The following is a 19,207-nucleotide window of genomic DNA, read 5'->3' as shown; positions in this document are numbered from 1 at the left end:
TCCTCAAGTCCTTTCATGGCCTAAGTAAACCCCGAAAAGCATGGCTCTTTTTCAGAATTTAAGCAAGTACTCACATTTTGGGCCGACGGTCCGGGCAGCCGGCTTACGGTCGCGCGTTAATCATGCGTTCCGACATCCGATTTATTTTCGCCATTTCTTGTTCTAAACATGAGGTCGACCTTCGGAATTGGGTAGCATCCGCCTTCCGATCCGACGTGCCGACGAGTTCTTCATGACCATTCGCTTCGACCGTCCCGTTTCGCATGCCGCGCGCGCCTCGCGCCTGATTGCGTCCTTTGCGCTGGTGCTGTGCGGGGTGATTTTGGTTGGCCATCGATTCGGGCCGCTGGAAACGCCCTATTTCGTCCTGCTGCTGCTGATTTCCGCCGGCTTTGCCGGGCTGGCGGTGCTGCTTGCCATCATCGGCCTGACGCAGCTCTGGCGGTTTGCTGCCATCGGGGGCGTTTCGGCTTTTAAGGCGCTGATCTACGCCGCTCTGCCGCTGGCGATCGTCGGCATCGGCGTGGAGCGTTATTGGACACGGCCAGCAATCTACGATGTCTCTACCGATCTCGTCGATGCGCCGGAATGGCTGGCGCCGCCGCAGGCCAAGCAGATCTGGCTGCCGCCGAGGCATTTTGTGACGCCGCAGGACCGCGAGGCGCAATATGCCGCCTATCCGGCGCTGACCGGCCGCCGTTACGAAGGCGCTGCCGACCGCGTGCTTGAGGCCGTGCGCAAGGTTGCCAAGGATAGCCATATCACCATCGTCAAGGCCGAAGGCGCCGATGTTGTCGATCCGAACAGCCATGAAAAGCCGAAGCGCCCTGCACGCCGGCAGACCCAGAACCAGACACCGGACGACAGCGCCGTTACCGACATGCCCGATGTCGTCCCCGTGCCGACGCCGCGGCCTTATCGCGACAGCGTGGCCGACTTGATCCGCCAGAATTCCGACGTCGTCCTGCAGGGCGAGACCCGCACTCGCATTCTTGGCCTGAATTTCGATGTGCTGATCCGCCTGCGTGAAGAGGCGGAGACGACGCTGGTCGATGTGCGCGTTGCCTCGCGCTATGGCCAGGACGATCTCGGCATCAGCGCCAACATAGCCGAAAGCTATCTGAAGGCGCTGGACGCTGAACTCCTGGGCATTGCCGGAAGCTGAAGCCGCTCAGGCCAGCCTATAGGTCCCGAACAGCGCCGGCGGCCCGTCCGTTTCGACCTGACCTTTGCCGACGAGATCCTCAAGATGCGCGAGCACCGAGAGCGCGGCCGCGCCATGCAGGCGTGGGTCGGTGTCGCGATAAATGGCCTTCACCATGTCGGGGATCAGGCGGTCGCCGGCCCTGATCCGCTCCAGCACGGCGCGCTCGCGCATGCGCCGATGGGTCCTGAGACCGCGCATGAAGGAAGCGGGTTCCTTCACCGGCCCGCCATGGCCAGGAAAAAACAGACGGTCGTCGCGGGCAAGCAGCCGGTCGAGCGACGCCATGTAATCGGCCATGGAACCATCCGGCGGCGCGACGATCGTCGTCGCCCAGGCCATGACATGATCGGCGGAAAAGACAATGCCGCTGCCTTCGAGCGCAAAGCAGGCGTGATTGGCCGTATGGCCGGGCGTCAGCAATGCGGTCAATTCCCAACCGTCTCCGGAGACGCTTTCGCCGTCGCCAAGCGCAATATCCGGCCGAAAATCCGTATCCGAGCTTTCGGCGAAGGGATTGACCTCGCCCTCATGCAGCGGCCGCGCCGCGCGATGCGGCCCTTCGCCGACCGTCAACGCGCCCGTCGCCTCTTTCAGCCGCTTGGCAAGCGGCGAGTGGTCGCGGTGGGTATGGCTGACGAAGATATGCGTCACCTCGCGCCCCTTCAGCGCCGCCATCAGGGCCGCGAAATGCGCGTCATTCTCCGGGCCGGGGTCGATCACCGCCACGGACGGGCCGCCGACGATATAGCTGTTGGTGCCGTGAAAGGTGAAAGCGCTGGGATTGTTGACCGTCATCCGCTCCACGCCGGGCGCAATGGGGACCGCGCGGCCATAGGCTGGCTCAAAGACAAGATCGAATTCGGGAACGCTCATCTCTTGTATTCAATTTCAATGAAGGACATCGGTTCGGACCCAGCATTGACCACATTATGCTCGACGCCGGCGTCACGCCGGTAGGCCGCGCCCTTGGCAAGATCGACACGGCGGCTTTCGGCCCCTTCCTCGATCAGAAACTGGCAATCCGTCATCGGCACCACGACATAGCCGAGGCCATGGACATGATGGCCGGTATCGGCGCCCGGCTCGAAATCCCAGCGGATAATGCGCACCATGGCGTCGTCGACAAGCACCGACGGAACAGCCGGAGGGCGGGCGCGAAACTGGCTCATCAGATCTCCTAGAGTGGATTTTGGAACTGCAAGCCCTATCATAGCCCTGCCGAAAGCACACAGAAATATGCGTTCAGGCATAACTTAGTGATTGTGACCGGAAGCGACCTTTGCTAATCAGACGCCGATTTGGCGCGAACAGTCGCCATGTCGCACTGTTGGGGCGTAGCCAAGCGGTAAGGCAGCGGTTTTTGGTACCGCCATCCCCTGGTTCGAATCCAGGCGCCCCAGCCATATATTGTTTTTGATGATCCGGATTTCATTGCTCTCTCGCAGCGGTTGCGCTCTGTCGGACGTAATTTGCTGCCATATCTTCAATTGCTGTCGCAGTTCCCGTCATTGGCCAAATCAATTGTCCTTCAAGAACAAAATTCGTCTGACCCCGTTTGATAGTCGCGCGTAGGTCGCATGAAACAATCCCCAACAATATTTATACATCTATTGCAACAACGCTAGGGCGAGTACATCATGCTGCTCATGTAGAATTTGGGACGTGCAATGCGCCTGCGAACCGTTCAGATCAAAAACTTCAAACACATTCTCGATTCCTCCTCAGTCGAAATTGATGATCGCATCACTTGTCTGGTCGGCAAAAACGAGTCCGGCAAATCTGCGTTCTTGGAGGCATTGCGGCGACTTAAGCCAGCTCAAGGCGCGGTCGAGTTCGATCCCCCGAAGCATTATCCTGCATGGCTTGAAAAGAAGCATCGGCGTGAGGCGAAAGCCAGAGGGGAAGATATCGAAGATATCTTCCCGATTTCAGCTATGTTCGATCTCGAGCCGAAGGATCACGAGGCCATCGAAGCTTTATTCGGGCCGGATGTCTTGCTTTCAAAACAATATACGTATGAACGCCGCTATAATAATAGTACGAGGGGCACGTTCAACACAGATGAGGCCAAGGCGGTAAGCAATTTCCTTACTGAGAATGATGCAGACAAACTGGTAACAGAGCGAGTGCGCTCTGACACCTTTGAGCAGCTACGCGAGAAGCTGGGCGAGATCGGCAAAGAGGAAGAAGAGGATGTCGTTGAAAGGCTCAAGAGCATTCAGCGGGCCTTGGACGTTCTGTTGCCAAAGAACGCAGGGATGCGGCCTACTATCCAAACCATTTTGGCTGAGCGCGTTCCTAAGTTCTTTTATTATAGCGATTACAGCAGCCTGCCAAGCCGAGTGCCGATCAGACGACTTCTCAGTGCTGATCCGAATTCCTTGGATGAAAATGACCAAACCGCTCTATCTTTGTTACAATTGGCCGAGTTCGAAAAAGAGCATCTACTTGACACGGATTACGAGACACGAAAGCGCGAACTGGAGAACACTGCAAATGAGTTGACGAGAGAGGTGCTGACATACTGGTCGACGAATACGCATCTTCGGGTTCTAATCGACTTAAGCCTGAAAAAGGAAGCCAACGGCCGGGGAGAAACAACCGTCATCGATGAGCTTCATGTTCGAATGTATGATGACAAGCATATGCTTTCTTTGCCGTTCGATGAGCGATCTTCTGGCTTTCGATGGTTCTTCTCTTTTCTAACTGCCTTTTCTCGATACGAGTACGATGACACGCCTGTTGTGATATTGCTCGATGAACCCGCGCTTGGACTCCATGCGAAAGCACAGAAGGATTTCCTTCGCTTCATTGAGGAGCGTCTGTCGCAGCGATGCCAAGTTATTTATACCACACACTCGCCGTTCATGATCCAACCGGATCATCTAGAGCGAACCCGACTGATCGAAGATAAGGGCTTGGAAAAAGGCTCTGTGGTTACATCGGACGTGCTGACGACGGATCGAGAAACCCTTTTCCCACTTCAAAGCGCTCTGGGTTACGATATCGCCCAGCATCTGTTCATAGCGAAAGACAACCTCGTTCTCGAAGGTCCGTCGGATTTCATTTATCTCGACACGATATCCGCATATTTGAAGTCACTGGGTCGTAACGGGCTCAATGAGCGCTGGTCGATGATGCCTATTGGGGGAGCGGATGTCATTCCTGCATTTGTTGCGCTTCTCGGCAATCACCTCGACGTCACGGTGGTGGTCGACGCCCGCAAAGAAGGACATCAAAAGCTCAGTGCGTTGGCCAAGGCTGGCTTCCTGACAGAGAAACGTACTATCACCATCGGTGAAGTGACCGGGACGGTAATGGCCGATATCGAAGACCTTTTCGAGGTCGACGATTATATCGAACTCTATAACAGTGCTTTCGGTCGGAAGGTCAAAAAGTCAGAACTGATGGGCTCTGATCCGATCGTTGTGCAGCTTGCTCGTCAGGCCGGCGAAAAACGGTTTGATCATAATAAACCAGCCGATTACCTCCTGAGAAATAAGGATAAGCTGCTAGCAACATTGTCCGAAGGAACGCTTGCGAATTTTGAAAGATTGTTCGCTAGGATCAATGAAACGTTGATCTAAACGTACCCTATCGACTGCCAGCGCATGGCCGACCAGCACATCCCAAAAACAAAAACAGGCGGCCCTTTCGAGCCGCCTGCGATATTTCCGTCCCCGATAATCCGAGAAACTCAGCTCGCCTTTTCCGGCGGCGCCAGCAGTTCGGCGCAGTAGGAGGAGCCGTTGGTGCCGGGCTGGTCGCCGAGGATGTGGACCGAGCGGATGACATAGCTCTGGTTGGTGACGATATCGGCTTTGCAGCTATAAAACCGCTTGCCGCCCTTCTTTTCGCCCTTCTTGCCGGCGACGGTGACCGTCTTGTAGCCGCCACGCCACGTATAGACGCGGTTGCCGCCTTCGTCGCGATCGGAGAGCGGCGGGCCGTAGGAGGCGAAGAAGCGGCCGGCCGACTGGCCTTCCCAGCGGTCCTGAACCGGGTTGCTCGCAATCGACGGGAGCGCTGTGGTTGTGGTGGTGCAGCTTGCCAGGGCCAGCAACAGCCCCGCCGCGGTGATCATGCGGATATTCATCGTATCGTCCTTGAGCTTCTGTCTCGCATTCGGTTGCGCAAACGCCGCTGTCCCACGACATTTCCGCCTGTCCCGCTAAGGCTTTAGCGCCAAAGCCGGCAAAAGAAAATTCCAATCCGCGTGCAGAAGTGGGATTTTGCCAAATGTGTTGCGTCTTACGCACTTCGGCCGGTTCGACACTCATTTTCCTGCCGATTTTCTAAGCAATTGCCTCTGTAATCTTTTCGTCAAAAATCGAATGGTTTTTTTGATTTTGGTGCTTGTGCATCAAAAATGGCTGGTCTATAGAAGCGCCGCTGGTCACGGAGTGTAGCGCAGTCTGGTAGCGCACCACGTTCGGGACGTGGGGGTCGAGTGTTCGAATCACTCCACTCCGACCAGCTTGAAAAGCCCGCATTCGCGGGCTTTTTTCGTTTTGGGCTTCGGTGCCGATTTCTTCCGCGCCTCCGGTTTATCAAGGCTGCCCAATGTTCGCCCGTTGCTGCTGCGCATGGTGTTGCAACCGGTGCTGACGGCGGATGGGCGGAGTATTTGGGATCGGACTCAACGAAAAGCTAATTTAATTAATTCAAAAGTTTGGTTGAAATTAAAAAATTTAATTGATAATATCTAATTGTTAGGCGACTTTCCGCCTACGTGGCTGCACCCGTAGCCACAGCTGGGCCGCCACATCGTCCCCGACAGGCGGCCCAATTTTTGTCTGTATCCACAAATTGGGATTTGCGGAGGTGGACGGGGAGGGCGAAGGAATCTTGCGACGGGCGATGACCACTTGAGGTCGTGCCGATCAACGCATTTTCCCCATGGCGGCCATTGACTGGAACTAACTCCGCTCTTTCTCCGTTGAAAGTCCAGAGTCCCAAGATGAGCGACGCCCGTAGGCGCGAACGAGATGGTAAGGGTACTCCCGAGGAGATGTACATGGATCTCACCACACTTCTCATAATAGTCGTGATACTTCTTGTGCTGGGTGGCGGCTGGTACGGTCGCGGACGCTGGTATTAAACCGACGATCATCGGGCTGCATCGCTGGATCACAAGCATTGCGAGGCGCTGTTGTGTCTCTAGATCACTGTGGGCGAAGCAAATGGATCTCGAGCGGATAAGGGCTTCTATTCGCAGGAGTAATTTTCGAATCCGCCGCGCCGATCCACTCCGCCAAGTGCCATCACATGCCTGTTGACAAAAACTAAGTCTATCTTACTATTAGCCTGCTAGATTAGATTGACCTCCAATCTGCACCCATGGTGGTCTGGCCGTTTCCCTCGGCCAGGCCACTTTTCTTTTGCTGCGTGCTTTGCTCCCGTCGGCCTCGCCAGTGCCTTGCGGTCGGGCGCGGCATTGGTCTCGAATTTTCCGGTTCTGTTTTTCCTCTGCTCGCGGCCTTCTATCACTGTAACAAACTGCCGGTAGGGCTCGCCGTGTGATATGCTTTTGCGGCGTGGTCGCTTTTTCGTTGCAGGAAACACTATATACAGAATTGGAGCGGGACGGCTGACTCGATGCTGAGGAGGGGCGCCCGCGTGGTGAAGCGAAGCGAGGGTTAAGGATGCAGTCTTGGCGGGGACGAAATGCCGGCGGCGCGGCTTTGAATTGGGTTGCCGCGATGAACAGGCCGGTTGCTGCCGCTCTGTCCGGGCTGGCGCTGGCCGTGACGATGCTGCTCGCATCCGGCACCCACAATTTGGCACGGGCCGGTGATTGCGGCGATGTGGCTTCGCCTGGTCTCGATTGGAGCGAATGCAGCAAAAACAATATCATGCTGCAGGGTAGTGATCTTCAAAAAGCCAACCTCGTCGGCGCTCATTTCGACGGCACCGATCTCAGCAATGCCAATCTCACATTGGCAAATCTGGAGAAGGCGACGCTGGTGCGCACTTGGTTGAAGAATGCGCGGGCCGATGCGGCGAATTTCTCGAGGATCGAAGCATACCGATCCGATTTCAGCAACATCATGGCCAACGGCGCCAGATTTGCCAGTGCCGAGCTGCAGCGGGCCGAATTCGGCGGCGCGCAGCTTACCAACGCGGATTTTCAGAAGGCCGAGCTTGGCCGTGCCGATTTCGACAAGGCGGTGCTGACGGGGACGAATTTTTCTCTGGCCAATCTTTCCCGCGCTGCTCTGAGCGGCGCGACGATCAAAGGCCCGGTCGCCTTTAGCGGCGCCTTCATGTTTCTGACCCGTATCGAAGGGCTCGATCTCTCGACCGCCACCGGCCTGGAACAGCAGCAAATCAATCTTGCCTGCGGCGATAAGGCGACCAAGTTGCCCGCAGGGCTAAAAACGCCGGAAAGCTGGCCCTGTCCGCCTGACGACAAGGACTGAGTACGATCCGGCCGGCAACGACATAACCGAAAGGCAGCAATCCGATGTTTGCGGAAAAGACGATCCAACACGACAGCAAACCCGAATTCTATCGTGAACTTGCCATTCAGTTGCAGGCGCTGCTCGAAGGCGAGACCGATCCGATCGCCAACGCCGCCAATACGTCAGCGCTGATTTATCAGATGCTGCCGGACCTCAACTGGGCCGGCTTCTATTTCCTGCAGTCGGATGACGAGCTCGTGCTCGGGCCGTTCCAGGGCAAGCCCGCCTGCGTCCGCATCGCGGTCGGCCGCGGCGTGTGCGGAACGGCGGTCGAGGAGGAGCGGTCAATTCTTGTCGAGGACGTGCATGCTTTCCCAGGCCATATCGCCTGCGATGCCGCCTCCCGTTCGGAGCTGGTGGTGCCGCTGTTGCGCGATGGCTATGTTTTCGGTGTCATCGATCTGGATAGTCCGCTCGCTGGCCGCTTCGATACCGACGATCAAGCCGGCATCGAGGCGCTGACGACGATCTACGCCGCTGCCTGCGACTGGGATCACTGATCGCCGCCAGATGGGCGGCACATCACGCCGCCGTGTGCGATATGGCAAATCGCTTGCCCCATACCTATATCTGCGTCGCAACCACTCCCGCGACGCTCATCGAGTTCGATGTCTGTAACGATATCCAGGGTTCTCTCGTAGTGCCTGGTAGAGTTCGAAATATGCGTCTGAGGGCAAGGAGAACAGGAATGCAGAACTACCGCAAGACTTCCGAGGCTATAGCGAAGCTGTCTCCCGAGCAGTACCGCGTGACGCAGCAAAGCGGTACCGAGCGTCCGGGCACGGGCGAATATCTCAACAACAAGCAGCCCGGCATCTATGTCGACATCGTATCGGGCGAGCCGCTGTTTGCCTCTTCCGACAAGTTCGATTCCGGCTGCGGCTGGCCGAGCTTTACCAAGCCGATCGAAACTGCCAACATCAATGAGCTGACCGACCTTTCGCACGGTATGCTGCGCACCGAAGTGCGCTCCATCCATGGCGATAGCCATTTGGGCCATGTCTTCCCGGATGGACCGGAGGATCGCGGCGGCCTGCGCTATTGCATCAATTCCGCCTCCCTTCGTTTCGTGCATCGCGACAGGATGGAGGCCGAGGGTTATGGTGCCTATCTCGACCAAGTGGAGGATATCCGATGACTACGGAACGTGCAGTTCTCGCCGGCGGTTGTTTCTGGGGCATGCAGGACCTCATCCGCCGCTATAACGGCGTCATCTCGACGCGCGTCGGCTATACTGGCGGCGACGTCCGCAATGCGACCTATCGCAACCACGGCACCCATGCGGAAGCGATCGAGATCGTCTTCGACCCCGAGAAGATCAGTTACCGCGACCTGCTGGAATTCTTCTTCCAGATCCATGATCCGTCCACGCGCAACCGCCAGGGCAACGATGTCGGCATGAGCTATCGCTCGGCTATTTTCTATACCAGCGACGAGCAGAAGCGGGTCGCCCTGGATACGATCGCCGATGTCGACGCTTCCGGTCTCTGGCCGGGCAAGGTCGTCACCGAGGTCACGCCGGCAAGCGATTTCTGGGAGGCCGAGCCGGAGCACCAGGACTATCTGGAGCGTATTCCGAACGGCTACACCTGCCATTTCGTCCGCCCCGGCTGGAAACTGCCGGTCAGGCAACCCGGCACTGACACTACACAGCGCGCGGCGTCCTGAATGACGGACACGTTGGCCGCCGGAGGCGGTCATGGATGAACGGCTAGGACACTATCTCGGTACCTGGGACGTGAGGCGGAAGGTCATCGACCGCCTCAACGCCTCCCTTATCTTCTTCGAAGGTCAGGCGTTCGTCACGCCGCACCAGTTCGAAGAGCATGGCGACACGACGACGGACTATGCGACGCTGAGGAGCAGCCGTACCTATCGCCTGCGTGGCGAGGCTGGACATGTCGCCGTCTGCTTCCCCGACCTCACTGAATTCATCCGCATCGGACATGGCGCCTCGCAGCGCGTCGTTCATCATTGCGGCGCGGATCTATATCGCGGTCGCCTTTTCTTTCGCGGGCCGGATGCATGGGCAGAGATGTGGCACGTGCAAGGCCCCCGAAAACACTATCTGAGCCTCGCTCATTATCGGCGCGCCTAGCTCGGCAGTGCGGGATGCGAGGCTGAAAATGCCTGCGCTTCCTTCTGCAGCCATTCGCAGAACAGGACCGATTTTCGATTCCGCCGGGCGCGCCGCAGCGCCACGTAATGATGGCCGCTGTCGATAAAACCCAATGGGGCGGCGAGGCGGCCGAAGCGGATGTCATCGGTCACATAGGGCCAAGGCGCGACGCCGACGCCAAGGCCGGCGCTTGCAGCCTCCAGCATGAAATAGAAATGTTCATATTCCACCCGCGTTCCGACCTCGACCGGCGCGCCCGAGCGCGACAGCCAGTCGCCCCAGGCGCGAAGGCGGGTTCTGGTGTGAAGCTGCGGAACGCCGGCAAAATTCTCCGCGACGGTTCTTTCGAGGGAAGGGGAGATAACCGGGCCTGTCTGCTCGGGAAAAAGCGCGATCACCTCCGCGCCCTGCGGCCAGGGTGCGGCACCGACCCGGATCGCAACGTCGAATCCGTCTCGCATAAAATCGACGGGGCGGGACGATGCCGTCAGGCGAACCTCGATATTGGGATACTCCGCCTGAAACCGGTAAAGCCGCGGGATCAGCCAACGCATGGTGAAGGTGCCGGGGCAGGAGACGTCGAGCGATCCGTCTTCCATATCCGCAACCGACCGCACCGACATGTCGATCTGATCGAAGGCGGAGACCAAGCCAGACAACAAAGTCGAACCCGCCTCGGTCAATCGCAGCTTGTTCTTCGGCCCTTCGAACAGTGGCACGCCCAACACATCCTCGAGATGCTGGATCTGACGGCTGACGGCGCTATGCGTCACGTTCAGCTCATCGGCCGCGAGCGTCATCCGCCCATGCCGGCCGGCGGCTTCGAAGGCGCGTAATGCGTTGAGGGAGGGTATGCGGCGGGGCATGTGAGATTTCCGAACAACTTTTGTTCGATCATATCGTTTTTCTTCTCGCGCACCATAATGTTTTGTCCTGCTTACAATCTAAATTTCCCGTTGAGGGAATAATGAAGTTCGGAAAAGCAAGAGCATTTTCGGCAACCGCAAGGCCGTGCCGAACCAACAACAAAGCTGCTGAATACAGCCAGAAAGCGAGGATGAAGACCATGGCCAACCGACATCAGGACGGCAGCGCCGGCGACGCAAATTACGGCGTCATCGGTACGAATTACGCAAAATACCGCCAGCCGGATCCACATATTGCGGCGTTTATCCGCGCCGCATTGGGCGATGCCCGCAGCGTCCTCAATCTCGGTGCCGGCGCCGGCTCCTACGAGCCCGTTGATCGCGCGGTGACAGCCGTTGAGCCGTCTGCGTCCATGCGGGCGCAGCGGCCCGCGCATCTGCCCGCCGCCATCGATGCTACCGCCGAGAAGCTTCCCTTCTCAGATGCCAGTTTCGATGCATGCATGGCGACATTCACCGTGCATCAGTGGTCCGATCTGGTGGCCGGACTTGGCGAGATGCGGCGGGTGACACGCGGTCCCGTTCTGATCCTGACCGCCGATCCCGACGAGCTCGATCGCTTCTGGCTCGTCGATTACGCACCCGAAGTGATCGCGGTAGAGGCGCGCCGCTATCCGCAAATGGCAACCATCAGCGAAGGATTGGGCGGCAACGCTGAGGTCATTCCCGTGCCGATCCCGCTCCATTGCACTGATGGTTTCGGTGAGGCCTATTACGGACGTCCGGAACGCCTGCTGGAGCCGGGCGCCCGGCTCGCCAACTCGGCCTGGAGCTTCGTCGACGCTTCGATCGGCGAGCGCTTCGTCGCCGAACTCGGACGCGATCTTAAGGACGGTACATGGGATGCCAAATATAGGCATCTGCGCACCCAGCCGGAATTCGAGGGGTCGCTGAAGCTGATCGTCGGTGGCGGGCGATCCTGAACTGGATCAAAAGGGGAAATCTTTTGTCCTCGCCATTCGGCGAGGACACGCTTAACGGTGGATGGGACCGTTCCCAAGGCTGGCGAACGATCCCCGATCAGAAAATGCTATTGGCGAGGCATCCGCCGCCTTGTTTGTGCGGCTCGGGCCAGTTCTTCCAATGTGCGGACGGAGGTCGGCCAATCGATACAGCCGTCGGTGATGCTTTGGCCATAGACCAGCGCTTTGCCGGGAACGAGATCCTGGCGGCCGCCGACGATGTTGCTCTCCATCATCATGCCCTTGATGTGCCGGTCGCCGGCAGAGATCTGCTCCGCAACCGAGCTGACGACCAGCGGCTGGTTCTCGGGGTTCTTGCTGCTATTGGCATGGCTGGCATCGATGATGATCTGCGCATCAAGTCCAGCCTGGAGAGCCTGAGCCGATACCGCCTGCACACTGGCCGCGTCAAAATTGGGCTGCTTGCCGCCGCGCAGAATGATGTGGCAATCCTCGTTGCCGCGCGTCGAGGCAATCGCCGCAAGGCCTTCCTTGGTCACAGCCGGGAAATGATGCGGCTGCGAGGCCGCCACGATCGCATCGAGCGCTATCCTTACGTCGCCATTCGTGCCGTTCTTGAAGCCGACTGGGCACGAAAGACCTGACGCGAGCTGGCGATGCACCTGGCTCTCAGTCGTCCTCGCGCCGATCGCGCCCCAGCTCACCAAGTCGGCGATGTATTGCGGCGTGATCGTATCAAGGAACTCGCAGCCGGCGGGCAGCCCGATTTCGTTGACATCGATCAAAAGGCTTCTCGCAATGCGCAATCCCTCTTCGATGCGGTAGCTTCCGTCGAGATGAGGGTCGTTGATGAGGCCCTTCCAGCCGACCGTCGTGCGAGGCTTCTCGAAATAGACCCGCATGATGATTTCGAGATCGTCGGCGAACCGATCGCGCTGTTCCTTCAGGCGTGTGGCATAGTCCCGTGCAGCGACAGGATCGTGGATGGAGCAGGGGCCGATCACGACGATCAACCGATCATCGTCATTGTGCAGGATGCGGTGAACGGCGCTGCGCGCTTCCGTCACCGTCGTGGTGACGGCCTCATCCCTGGGAATCTCCTCTAAAATACGGGAGGGTGGGGTGAGGGCAGTGATCTCGACAATTCGCAAATCATCAGTGGAATTCAACACGGTATCGGTTCCTTTTTGGGTCATACCGTGCCGACAAAAAAGCCGCCAGGTAGGACTAGCGGCTGTTCGGGTCTATGTCGTTGCGTCGATTTTACCTACGCACGGGCCCGCCTCCGCTGAGAGCAGCGGTACGAATAAAATCGCGAGGCATTTGCGCAGGTGAATGACATGCGGCCTCTCTACGACAAAAAAAGCGGCTTGTCGATGATGTTGATAGGTTCGAAGCGCATCATCACAACCTTTGGCGTGTGCGGCGGCTTCTTCGCTCTGGCGACATGGCTTTCGAACCGGCTGCCGCTCTTCGGCCTTCTGCTGGCAGTTTCCCAAAACAATGCCATCGGTCTTGGCATTGAAGGCGTTAGCTTAGCTAGTGTAAGAATAACATTATATATAATATATAGAACACAAAATTCTACCTCCGGATGTCATGCATCCGGTTGGTAGCGATTAAGGAATGTGAGCGGAACCCGTCTCGGAAGGACCGGCCCGGCTTCGCTGGAAGTCGGCCCGGTCCCCATCCGATCAGGGGTCAAGTCAGATCAGATCTCAGAAATGAGGTCTTAGAAGCTACGCTGGAAGCGCAGAACGCCAGCCCACTGGTCCTGGTTGATGGAGTCCCAGTTGGTGTAGGAAACTTCCGGCTGAACCAGGAGGTTCTTAACCGGGTTCCAACGAAGGTTGGCGGTTGCTGCGAAGATCTTCGAGTCGGTGTAGGCAACCTGAGCGTTAGCCTGCAGCTTGTCGTTGAACGGAACGGTGACGCCGCCCCAAACAGCCCAGTCGCCCCAGCCGATGCCCTTGGCCGGGCCTGCGCCGTTCGCGCTGGCGTACTTGTTCAGCTTGTCGCCGTCGGTGTTCCAGCCGCCCATGATGAACGCCTTGAAGACGCCGAAGTCGGCATCGGCGCGAGCCTTGATGGCGCCTTCTTCGACGATGGAGTCATAACCACCGACGACCTTGAAGCCGAAGTTGCCAGCCTTGTAGCCAGCACCGGCAACGACGTCCGGAGCGTAGTGATCCGAGCTGTCTTCGCCGTTGACGCCGGTTGCGCCAGCGCCGGAGTTGGAATCTTCGAGCGAGATGACCGCCGTGAAGCCGTTGCCGGCGTCGTAGTTGTAGGTCAACTGGTTGAGTTCGTACGGGCCGTCATAGACGACGTCGTCGTTGATGACGTTGCCAGCGTAACCCATGTACAGGTTGTACTGCGAGTCGAGCTTACCGATGGTGAAGCCAGCGAGGCTGATGTTAGCGAACAGAAGCTTCGTGCTCGTGGAGCCGCCTTCCTGCCAATCCCAACGGTAGATGGTGTTGGTCTTCAACGGACCAAACTCGGTGTCGGTCGCGGTATCGACGCTCAGCTGAGCGCGGGTGTGCCACAGCGTACCAAAACGGTCAGCCGGGTTGTAGGCGTTGTACCACTTGCCTTCGGTGCGGACCATGCCGCCGATCTTGAGGCAGGTTTCGGTGCCCGGAATGAAGAAGTAGCCAGCGCCGTATGCGTCGCAGATGCGGACGTATTCGAGCGGCTCCGGTTCAGCAGCAACAACAGCGTCAGCCGCGTGAGCGCCGGAAACTGCTGCAAGCGCAGCAGCGGAGCCGAGAAGAAGGCTCTTGATATTCATAAAAACTCCAATCCAATATAGATTGGGCACAGGCCATCGCGCCGAGAAATCGACGTGCCTCACCCTATCCCTGTTAAAAACCCCGACTCGGGAGAAACGGGCCCCACCCGCTTCTGTCCGCTATTAAGACCGAATTCCTGTAAAGTAATATGATATATTTTTCTCAGAATGACGTTTTCGTGATTTTTCATTTTAAGTTGCATGAAAGCAACATCTGCAAATACAAATAGTAAGGCTGGCATAATATTGCCTGCGTAATAATCATTTCGAAGTAGAAAGAATGGGAAACGACGCCGGACAAGGTGCAGGGGAAGGGTGCGCGCCCAGCAATTCCGCGCAGAAGATCAAAGCCGCGCTCAAGCCACGCCTTCCGCGACATCGGGAGTTGGATTGTACGCGCGATGAAAGTCGAAATGCGCCGGGGTAATTAAGGACGTAATTAATAGAGCGCGGTGCGCTTCGAAGTCGGCGATATCAGCCTGCTCAGCATGGCGCCGATCGCGATGCCCCAGAGAGCTCCGGTCATGGCGACGATGATATCCATCGAAGAGCCATAACTTCCGTTTGCCAGGAAATGCGAGAAGCAGAGCACCGAGACGCTGCCGATCATCAGCAGGCAGGTGAAGGAGGGGGACTGCGGATAGGCAAGTCGCGCCAGCATGCCCGCGACGCAGAGTGCGCCGGCACGATACATGTTGAAGGGGTTGCCAAATTCGGCCTGCCAATTGAGATGCGCAAAGGTCACGGCAACCAGTGCCGCGATGTAGCCCCAAGCGATAATTTTCAAAAACCGACCAGATATCATGGGCCTATTGTACAACAATGGTGGAGCGAAACTCCAGTCTCTGGCGTTTCCCAGGGGTTCTGATCGCCATCTTGGGGTGCACACATTTTGTGTGTTCGAGAAATATATTGTTGTGCGCGACGAAAGACGGAAGCGTTTGCCGTTCATACTTTCTTAAGCGGAGAATGCGCCAACGCATGGAGAAACTTTCGACATTTCTCACAAAAAAGGGGCCACTCGGCCCCTTTTCCATCACGAATTTAATTTCGATCAAATATCGCTGGCGGCGTTTGCCCAGATCTCCGCAGCTTGCGCGGCGGTGACGCGGCGAACTTCGGTTTCGTCGCGGCGACTGGCGAAGAGTTCGCTCGCCATGATCTGGTCGGCAAGATCGGCCGGCAGCGACAGGAGGACGCGTTGGCCATCCTTGTGGATGCCGCCGATATCGGTGCGCTTACCGGTGATCATACCGCCGGCGACCGTGTTGTTGCTGTCCGGATCGATCAGGATGAAAGATCCGGTCGAGCGGTTCTGTTCGTAGGGGTCGAAGACCGCAGCCTCGTCGAAGGAAAGGCGGACCTTTCCGATGGCATTCATCCACAGCGACTGTGCCGGTGCCCAGGCGCCGGTCTTCAGCTCGAGCTGAGCGATGGGTTGCACCTGCACGCGCTGGCGGCGGCTGCCGCTCTTCAGCCAATAGCGCTTGCCCGGCTCGATGCCCTCCGGCTGCAGCGCGACGATCTGAGCGTCGAAGGCAAGGCCGGATTGCGGCTGGCTGTCGATGGCGACGATCATGTCACCGCGCGACACGTCCACCTGGCGGTCGAGCACCAGCGTAATCGCGTCTCCTGCGACGGCGGCGTTGCGGACGAGATCGAAGGTAACGATCTTGGAGACATTGGCGACCATGCCCGACGGTAGGATCATGACGCTGTCGCCCGGCTTCACCGAGCCGCCGGCAACGGTGCCCTGATAGCCGCGGAAGCTTTCGCCCGGGCGCGATACGCGCTGGACGGAAAGGCGGAAACCGACCGCCTGAGCCGAACGCACGGTGGCGAGTTCCAGTGTCTCGACCAGCGTCGGACCGGTGTACCAGGGCATCGCGGCCTGGCCGGAATAAACGACATTTTCACCCTTCAGCGCCGACATCGGAATGGCGGTGATCTGCTTGACGCCGAGCGACAGAGCGAATTCGCGGAAATCATGCGAAATCTTCTCGAAACCGGCACGGTCGTAGTTCGTCAGGTCGATCTTGTTGATGGCGAGCACGAACTGCTTGATGCCGAGCAGCGAAGCGATCGTCGCATGGCGGCGCGTCTGTTCGAGGATGCCCATGCGCGCATCGACCAGTAGCACGGCGAGATCGGCGGTGGAGGCGCCGGTCGCCATGTTGCGGGTGTATTGCTCGTGGCCGGGCGTGTCGGCGACGATGAAGGAGCGCTTGTCGGTCGAGAAATAGCGATAGGCGACATCGATGGTGATGCCCTGTTCGCGCTCGGCCTGAAGGCCGTCGAGCAGAAGTGCGAAATCGGGCAGGCCGAGATCGTTCTGCTTGCCGGTGGAATCGCGCTGCAGCGTGGCGGCCTGGTCTTCCTTCACGGCCTTGGTGTCCCAAAGCAGACGACCGATCAGCGTGGATTTGCCGTCATCGACGCTGCCGCATGTGATCAGGCGAAGCGGACGCGTATCGCGCACTGCCTTGGCGGGCTCGGCAGCAGGCAGGGTGACGACGTTTGCGGTTGCGGCTGCAGTCATCTCAGAAATATCCTTCACGCTTCTTCTTTTCCATGGAGCCGGATTGGTCGCGGTCGATGGCGCGGCCCTGTCGTTCGGAAACCGTGGCGATTTCCAGCTCGGCAATAACATCTTCGAGTGTGGTGGCGGTGGAGCGGATCGCGCCCGTCAGCGGGAAGCAGCCGAGCGTACGGAAACGGATGACTTCCTCGCGCTTGACCTCGCCGGGCAGCAGTTCAAGCCGCGGATCGGCGGCCATGATCATCATGCCGTCGCGCTCGACGATAGGGCGCTTCTCGGCGAAATAGAGCGGCACGATCGGAATGTCTTCGGCCTGGATGTAGCGCCAGATGTCGACCTCGGTCCAGTTCGACAGCGGGAAGACGCGGACGCTCTCACCCTTGCGGATCTGGCCGTTATAGATGTTCCAGAGTTCCGGGCGCTGGTTGCGCGGATCCCAGCGATGGTCCGGCGTGCGGAAGGAATAGATGCGTTCCTTGGCGCGCGAAGCTTCTTCGTCGCGGCGCGCACCGCCGAAAGCGGCGTCATACTGACCGGCATCGAGCGCCTGGCGCAGCGCTTCGGTCTTCATGATGTCGGTATAGCGTGCCGAGCCGTGGGTAAAGGGCGTGATGTTTTCGGCCTTGCCGCGCGGATTGATGTGCTCGATCAGATCGAGATCGTATTTCTTCACGATCTCGTCGCGGAAGGTGATCATCTCGGCGAATTTCCAGCCGGTGTTCACATGCAGCAGCGGGAAGGGCACGCGGCCGGGATAGAAGGCCTTGCGGGCCAGGTGAAGCAGCACGGAGGAATCCTTGCCGATCGAATACAGCATCACCGGACGCTCGAATTCGGCCGCCACTTCGCGGAAGATGTGAATCGACTCGTTTTCCAGCGCCTTCAAATGCGGATCGAGCGGCGGCTTGGTGCTCTGCGGATTGGACAGTTCCGTATCCGGACGGCTATCGGGCATTTCTAACTCCAGAACTTCAGATAGTCCCGACCGGGAGGCTGGCCGGAAGAATAGGATATGTTTGGTTCCCGGTAGGCTGGCGGCAGGTTGAGCTGCGCCTCATACCGATGCCGGGAACCGGCGGGATACGTCACTGTGCAGCGACTGCGACTTCCTCCTGAACATGCAGGCCGCATTCGCGTTTCTCATCGTTTTCCCACCACCAGCGACCGGCCCGCTCGGGCTCGCCCGGCTTGATGGCGCGAGTGCAGGGTTCACAGCCAATAGAGGGATAGCCGCGTTGGTGCAACGGGTTCACCGGCACGCTATTGTCGGCGACATAGGCGCGGATCGCGTCGATGTCCCAATCGGCAAGAGGGTTGACCTTGATGAGATTGCGCTCGGGATCGTATTCGGCAAAAGCCGTATCGGCGCGATTGGCCGACTGGCCACGGCGCAGGCCGGTAACCCAGATCGTGGCGCCGGAAAGTGCTCGCGCAAGCGGCTTGAGCTTGCGCACGCCACAACAGGCATGCCGGGCTTCGACGCTCTCATAGAAACCGTTGAGGCCATACTTTTCCGCATAGGCATCGATATCGGCCTGCTCCGGCTCGTAGCGGCTGATGCGGATGTCGTATTGGCTTTCCGTTTCGTCGATCAGCGCCAGCGTTTCGGGAAAAAGGCGGCCGGTCTGCAGCGTTGCAACTTCGATCGGCAGGCGGTGATTGCCGATCTCCGCCGTGATGACCTGATCTTCGATCCCGAGGGAGGTCGTAAAGACGGCACGGCCGCCGAGGCCGGCGACCAGAGACAGACGGCCGGCGAGATCAAGCGACGCCAACCGGCTGTTCAGCGTTCCGGCTTCTTCGATAAGAGTGATGGCAGTCATAGGGAGTCCTGTCCTGATATTGCCCCGGAGTATCGCAGCTTGTCAGCGGAGCGGACAGAAAAATGGATTTCGAAAGCAAGGGAATAGAGAGCAAATATCTCCATGAAGCCACGTCCATGCGGAAAACCGACCGCCTCGGCTGTTAACCAAGACGTTTTGCCCCCTGCGGCAGGCCGGCGTGGCAGCACCGATAAGACTAGTCATATCTAAGTGCTTGCTTTAATGTCTATAGAAATAGTAGGGTTACACGCGGCTTGTCAAACGGAAATCGGAAGTGATGGTCAAAAAGATGCGGAAGGCCGAATTTTGTCCTAAACTGCTGACATAAAATGACAGAATGAAAACAAGGCTGGGTTGCCAGCGATGCCAAGCTATTCGCGGTCTACATATTGATGCGTATGGAAGCTTGGTG

The 19,207-nt window shown here is 58.2% G+C and carries 18 protein-coding genes and 2 tRNA genes; 10 read left to right on the top strand and 10 right to left on the bottom strand.

The features are described 5' to 3' along the window. Positions 1–232 precede the first annotated feature (232 nt). Positions 233–1,165, top strand: coding sequence for a DUF1499 domain-containing protein (locus ACXHXG_RS02585; RefSeq protein ID WP_457898416.1), 933 nt, complete (start codon positions 233–235; stop codon positions 1,163–1,165). Positions 1,166–1,171: 6 nt separating this feature from the next. Here ACXHXG_RS02585 and ACXHXG_RS02580 read toward each other — a convergent pair whose 3' ends face one another. After that, positions 1,172–2,080, bottom strand: coding sequence for an MBL fold metallo-hydrolase (locus ACXHXG_RS02580; RefSeq protein ID WP_457898415.1), 909 nt, complete (start codon positions 2,078–2,080; stop codon positions 1,172–1,174). Beyond that, positions 2,077–2,376 carry a cupin domain-containing protein gene (locus tag ACXHXG_RS02575; RefSeq protein ID WP_457898414.1) on the bottom strand — a complete coding sequence of 100 codons (300 nt, stop codon included), beginning with the start codon at positions 2,374–2,376 and terminating at the stop codon, positions 2,077–2,079. Before ACXHXG_RS02575 ends, ACXHXG_RS02580 begins: the two co-directional genes overlap by 4 nt. A 159-nt stretch (positions 2,377–2,535) precedes the next feature. Between ACXHXG_RS02575 and ACXHXG_RS02570 the strand changes: the two genes are divergently transcribed. Together ACXHXG_RS02570 and ACXHXG_RS02565 are read left to right on the top strand one after the other, a co-directional pair. After that, positions 2,536–2,610: transfer RNA gene (locus ACXHXG_RS02570), tRNA-Gln, on the top strand. A 264-nt stretch (positions 2,611–2,874) separates the two neighbouring features. Next, the gene (locus ACXHXG_RS02565) at positions 2,875–4,794 is read left to right on the top strand and encodes an ATP-dependent nuclease (RefSeq protein ID WP_457898413.1); all 1,920 of its coding nucleotides are present in this window, start codon (positions 2,875–2,877) and stop codon (positions 4,792–4,794) included. Between the two features lie 110 nt (positions 4,795–4,904). On the opposite strand, the gene ACXHXG_RS02560 is transcribed toward ACXHXG_RS02565, so the two are convergent. Then, a complete protein-coding gene (locus ACXHXG_RS02560; RefSeq protein WP_104822281.1) occupies positions 4,905–5,303 on the bottom strand; it encodes a hypothetical protein in 399 nt (132 codons plus the stop codon). 303 nt (positions 5,304–5,606) lie between these two features. On the opposite strand from ACXHXG_RS02560, the gene ACXHXG_RS02555 reads away from it, so the two are divergent. The 6 genes from ACXHXG_RS02555 to ACXHXG_RS02530 all read left to right on the top strand — a co-directional run bounded on the left by ACXHXG_RS02555 (position 5,607) and on the right by ACXHXG_RS02530 (position 9,769). Further along, positions 5,607–5,683: transfer RNA gene (locus ACXHXG_RS02555), tRNA-Pro, on the top strand. Positions 5,684–6,909: 1,226 nt separating this feature from the next. After that, complete coding sequence (locus ACXHXG_RS02550) at positions 6,910–7,629, top strand: pentapeptide repeat-containing protein (protein WP_457898812.1); 720 nt, start codon at positions 6,910–6,912, stop codon at positions 7,627–7,629. A 44-nt stretch (positions 7,630–7,673) separates the two neighbouring features. After that, on the top strand, positions 7,674–8,171 hold the full coding sequence (locus ACXHXG_RS02545) for a GAF domain-containing protein (protein ID WP_457898412.1): 498 nt from the start codon (positions 7,674–7,676) through the stop codon (positions 8,169–8,171). A 188-nt stretch (positions 8,172–8,359) separates the two neighbouring features. Continuing rightward, the gene (gene msrB, locus ACXHXG_RS02540) at positions 8,360–8,809 is read left to right on the top strand and encodes a peptide-methionine (R)-S-oxide reductase MsrB (RefSeq protein WP_104822334.1); all 450 of its coding nucleotides are present in this window, start codon (positions 8,360–8,362) and stop codon (positions 8,807–8,809) included. Next, positions 8,806–9,339, top strand: coding sequence for a peptide-methionine (S)-S-oxide reductase MsrA (gene msrA / locus ACXHXG_RS02535; RefSeq protein ID WP_457898411.1), 534 nt, complete (start codon positions 8,806–8,808; stop codon positions 9,337–9,339). The genes msrB and msrA overlap by 4 nt, the downstream gene beginning before the upstream one ends. A gap of 31 nt (positions 9,340–9,370) precedes the next feature. Continuing rightward, a complete protein-coding gene (locus tag ACXHXG_RS02530; RefSeq protein WP_457898410.1) occupies positions 9,371–9,769 on the top strand; it encodes a DUF6314 family protein in 399 nt (132 codons plus the stop codon). Here the strand turns inward: ACXHXG_RS02530 and ACXHXG_RS02525 are convergent. Then, on the bottom strand, positions 9,766–10,656 hold the full coding sequence (locus ACXHXG_RS02525) for a LysR family transcriptional regulator (protein ID WP_457898409.1): 891 nt from the start codon (positions 10,654–10,656) through the stop codon (positions 9,766–9,768). The genes ACXHXG_RS02530 and ACXHXG_RS02525 overlap by 4 nt on opposite strands. A 191-nt stretch (positions 10,657–10,847) precedes the next feature. On the opposite strand from ACXHXG_RS02525, the gene ACXHXG_RS02520 reads away from it, so the two are divergent. Continuing rightward, positions 10,848–11,639 carry a class I SAM-dependent methyltransferase gene (locus tag ACXHXG_RS02520; RefSeq protein WP_457898408.1) on the top strand — a complete coding sequence of 264 codons (792 nt, stop codon included), beginning with the start codon at positions 10,848–10,850 and terminating at the stop codon, positions 11,637–11,639. 107 nt (positions 11,640–11,746) lie between these two features. On the opposite strand, the gene ACXHXG_RS02515 is transcribed toward ACXHXG_RS02520, so the two are convergent. From ACXHXG_RS02515 to ACXHXG_RS02490, 6 genes are all read right to left on the bottom strand, one after another. Further along, positions 11,747–12,835, bottom strand: coding sequence for a 3-deoxy-7-phosphoheptulonate synthase (locus ACXHXG_RS02515; protein ID WP_457898407.1), 1,089 nt, complete (start codon positions 12,833–12,835; stop codon positions 11,747–11,749). Positions 12,836–13,371: 536 nt separating this feature from the next. Continuing rightward, positions 13,372–14,433 carry a porin gene (locus ACXHXG_RS02510; RefSeq protein WP_104822340.1) on the bottom strand — a complete coding sequence of 354 codons (1,062 nt, stop codon included), beginning with the start codon at positions 14,431–14,433 and terminating at the stop codon, positions 13,372–13,374. Positions 14,434–14,872: 439 nt separating this feature from the next. Then, on the bottom strand, positions 14,873–15,220 hold the full coding sequence (locus ACXHXG_RS02505) for a hypothetical protein (protein ID WP_104825016.1): 348 nt from the start codon (positions 15,218–15,220) through the stop codon (positions 14,873–14,875). A gap of 267 nt (positions 15,221–15,487) precedes the next feature. Further along, on the bottom strand, positions 15,488–16,972 hold the full coding sequence (cysN, locus tag ACXHXG_RS02500; RefSeq protein WP_104822342.1) for a sulfate adenylyltransferase subunit CysN: 1,485 nt from the start codon (positions 16,970–16,972) through the stop codon (positions 15,488–15,490). 1 nt (position 16,973) lies between these two features. Further along, positions 16,974–17,927: a sulfate adenylyltransferase subunit CysD gene (gene cysD / locus ACXHXG_RS02495; RefSeq protein ID WP_104822343.1), complete on the bottom strand. Its 954-nt coding sequence runs from the start codon at positions 17,925–17,927 to the stop codon at positions 16,974–16,976. Positions 17,928–18,057: 130 nt separating this feature from the next. Beyond that, positions 18,058–18,795, bottom strand: a complete 738-nt coding sequence (locus ACXHXG_RS02490) for a phosphoadenylyl-sulfate reductase (RefSeq protein ID WP_457898406.1) — start codon at positions 18,793–18,795, stop codon at positions 18,058–18,060. Positions 18,796–19,207 lie beyond the last annotated feature (412 nt).

It is taken from the genome of Rhizobium sp. LEGMi-198b (assembly GCF_054114205.1).
Note: the sequence above shows the minus strand (reverse complement) of the source record. Positions and strands in the feature narration are given on the sequence as shown.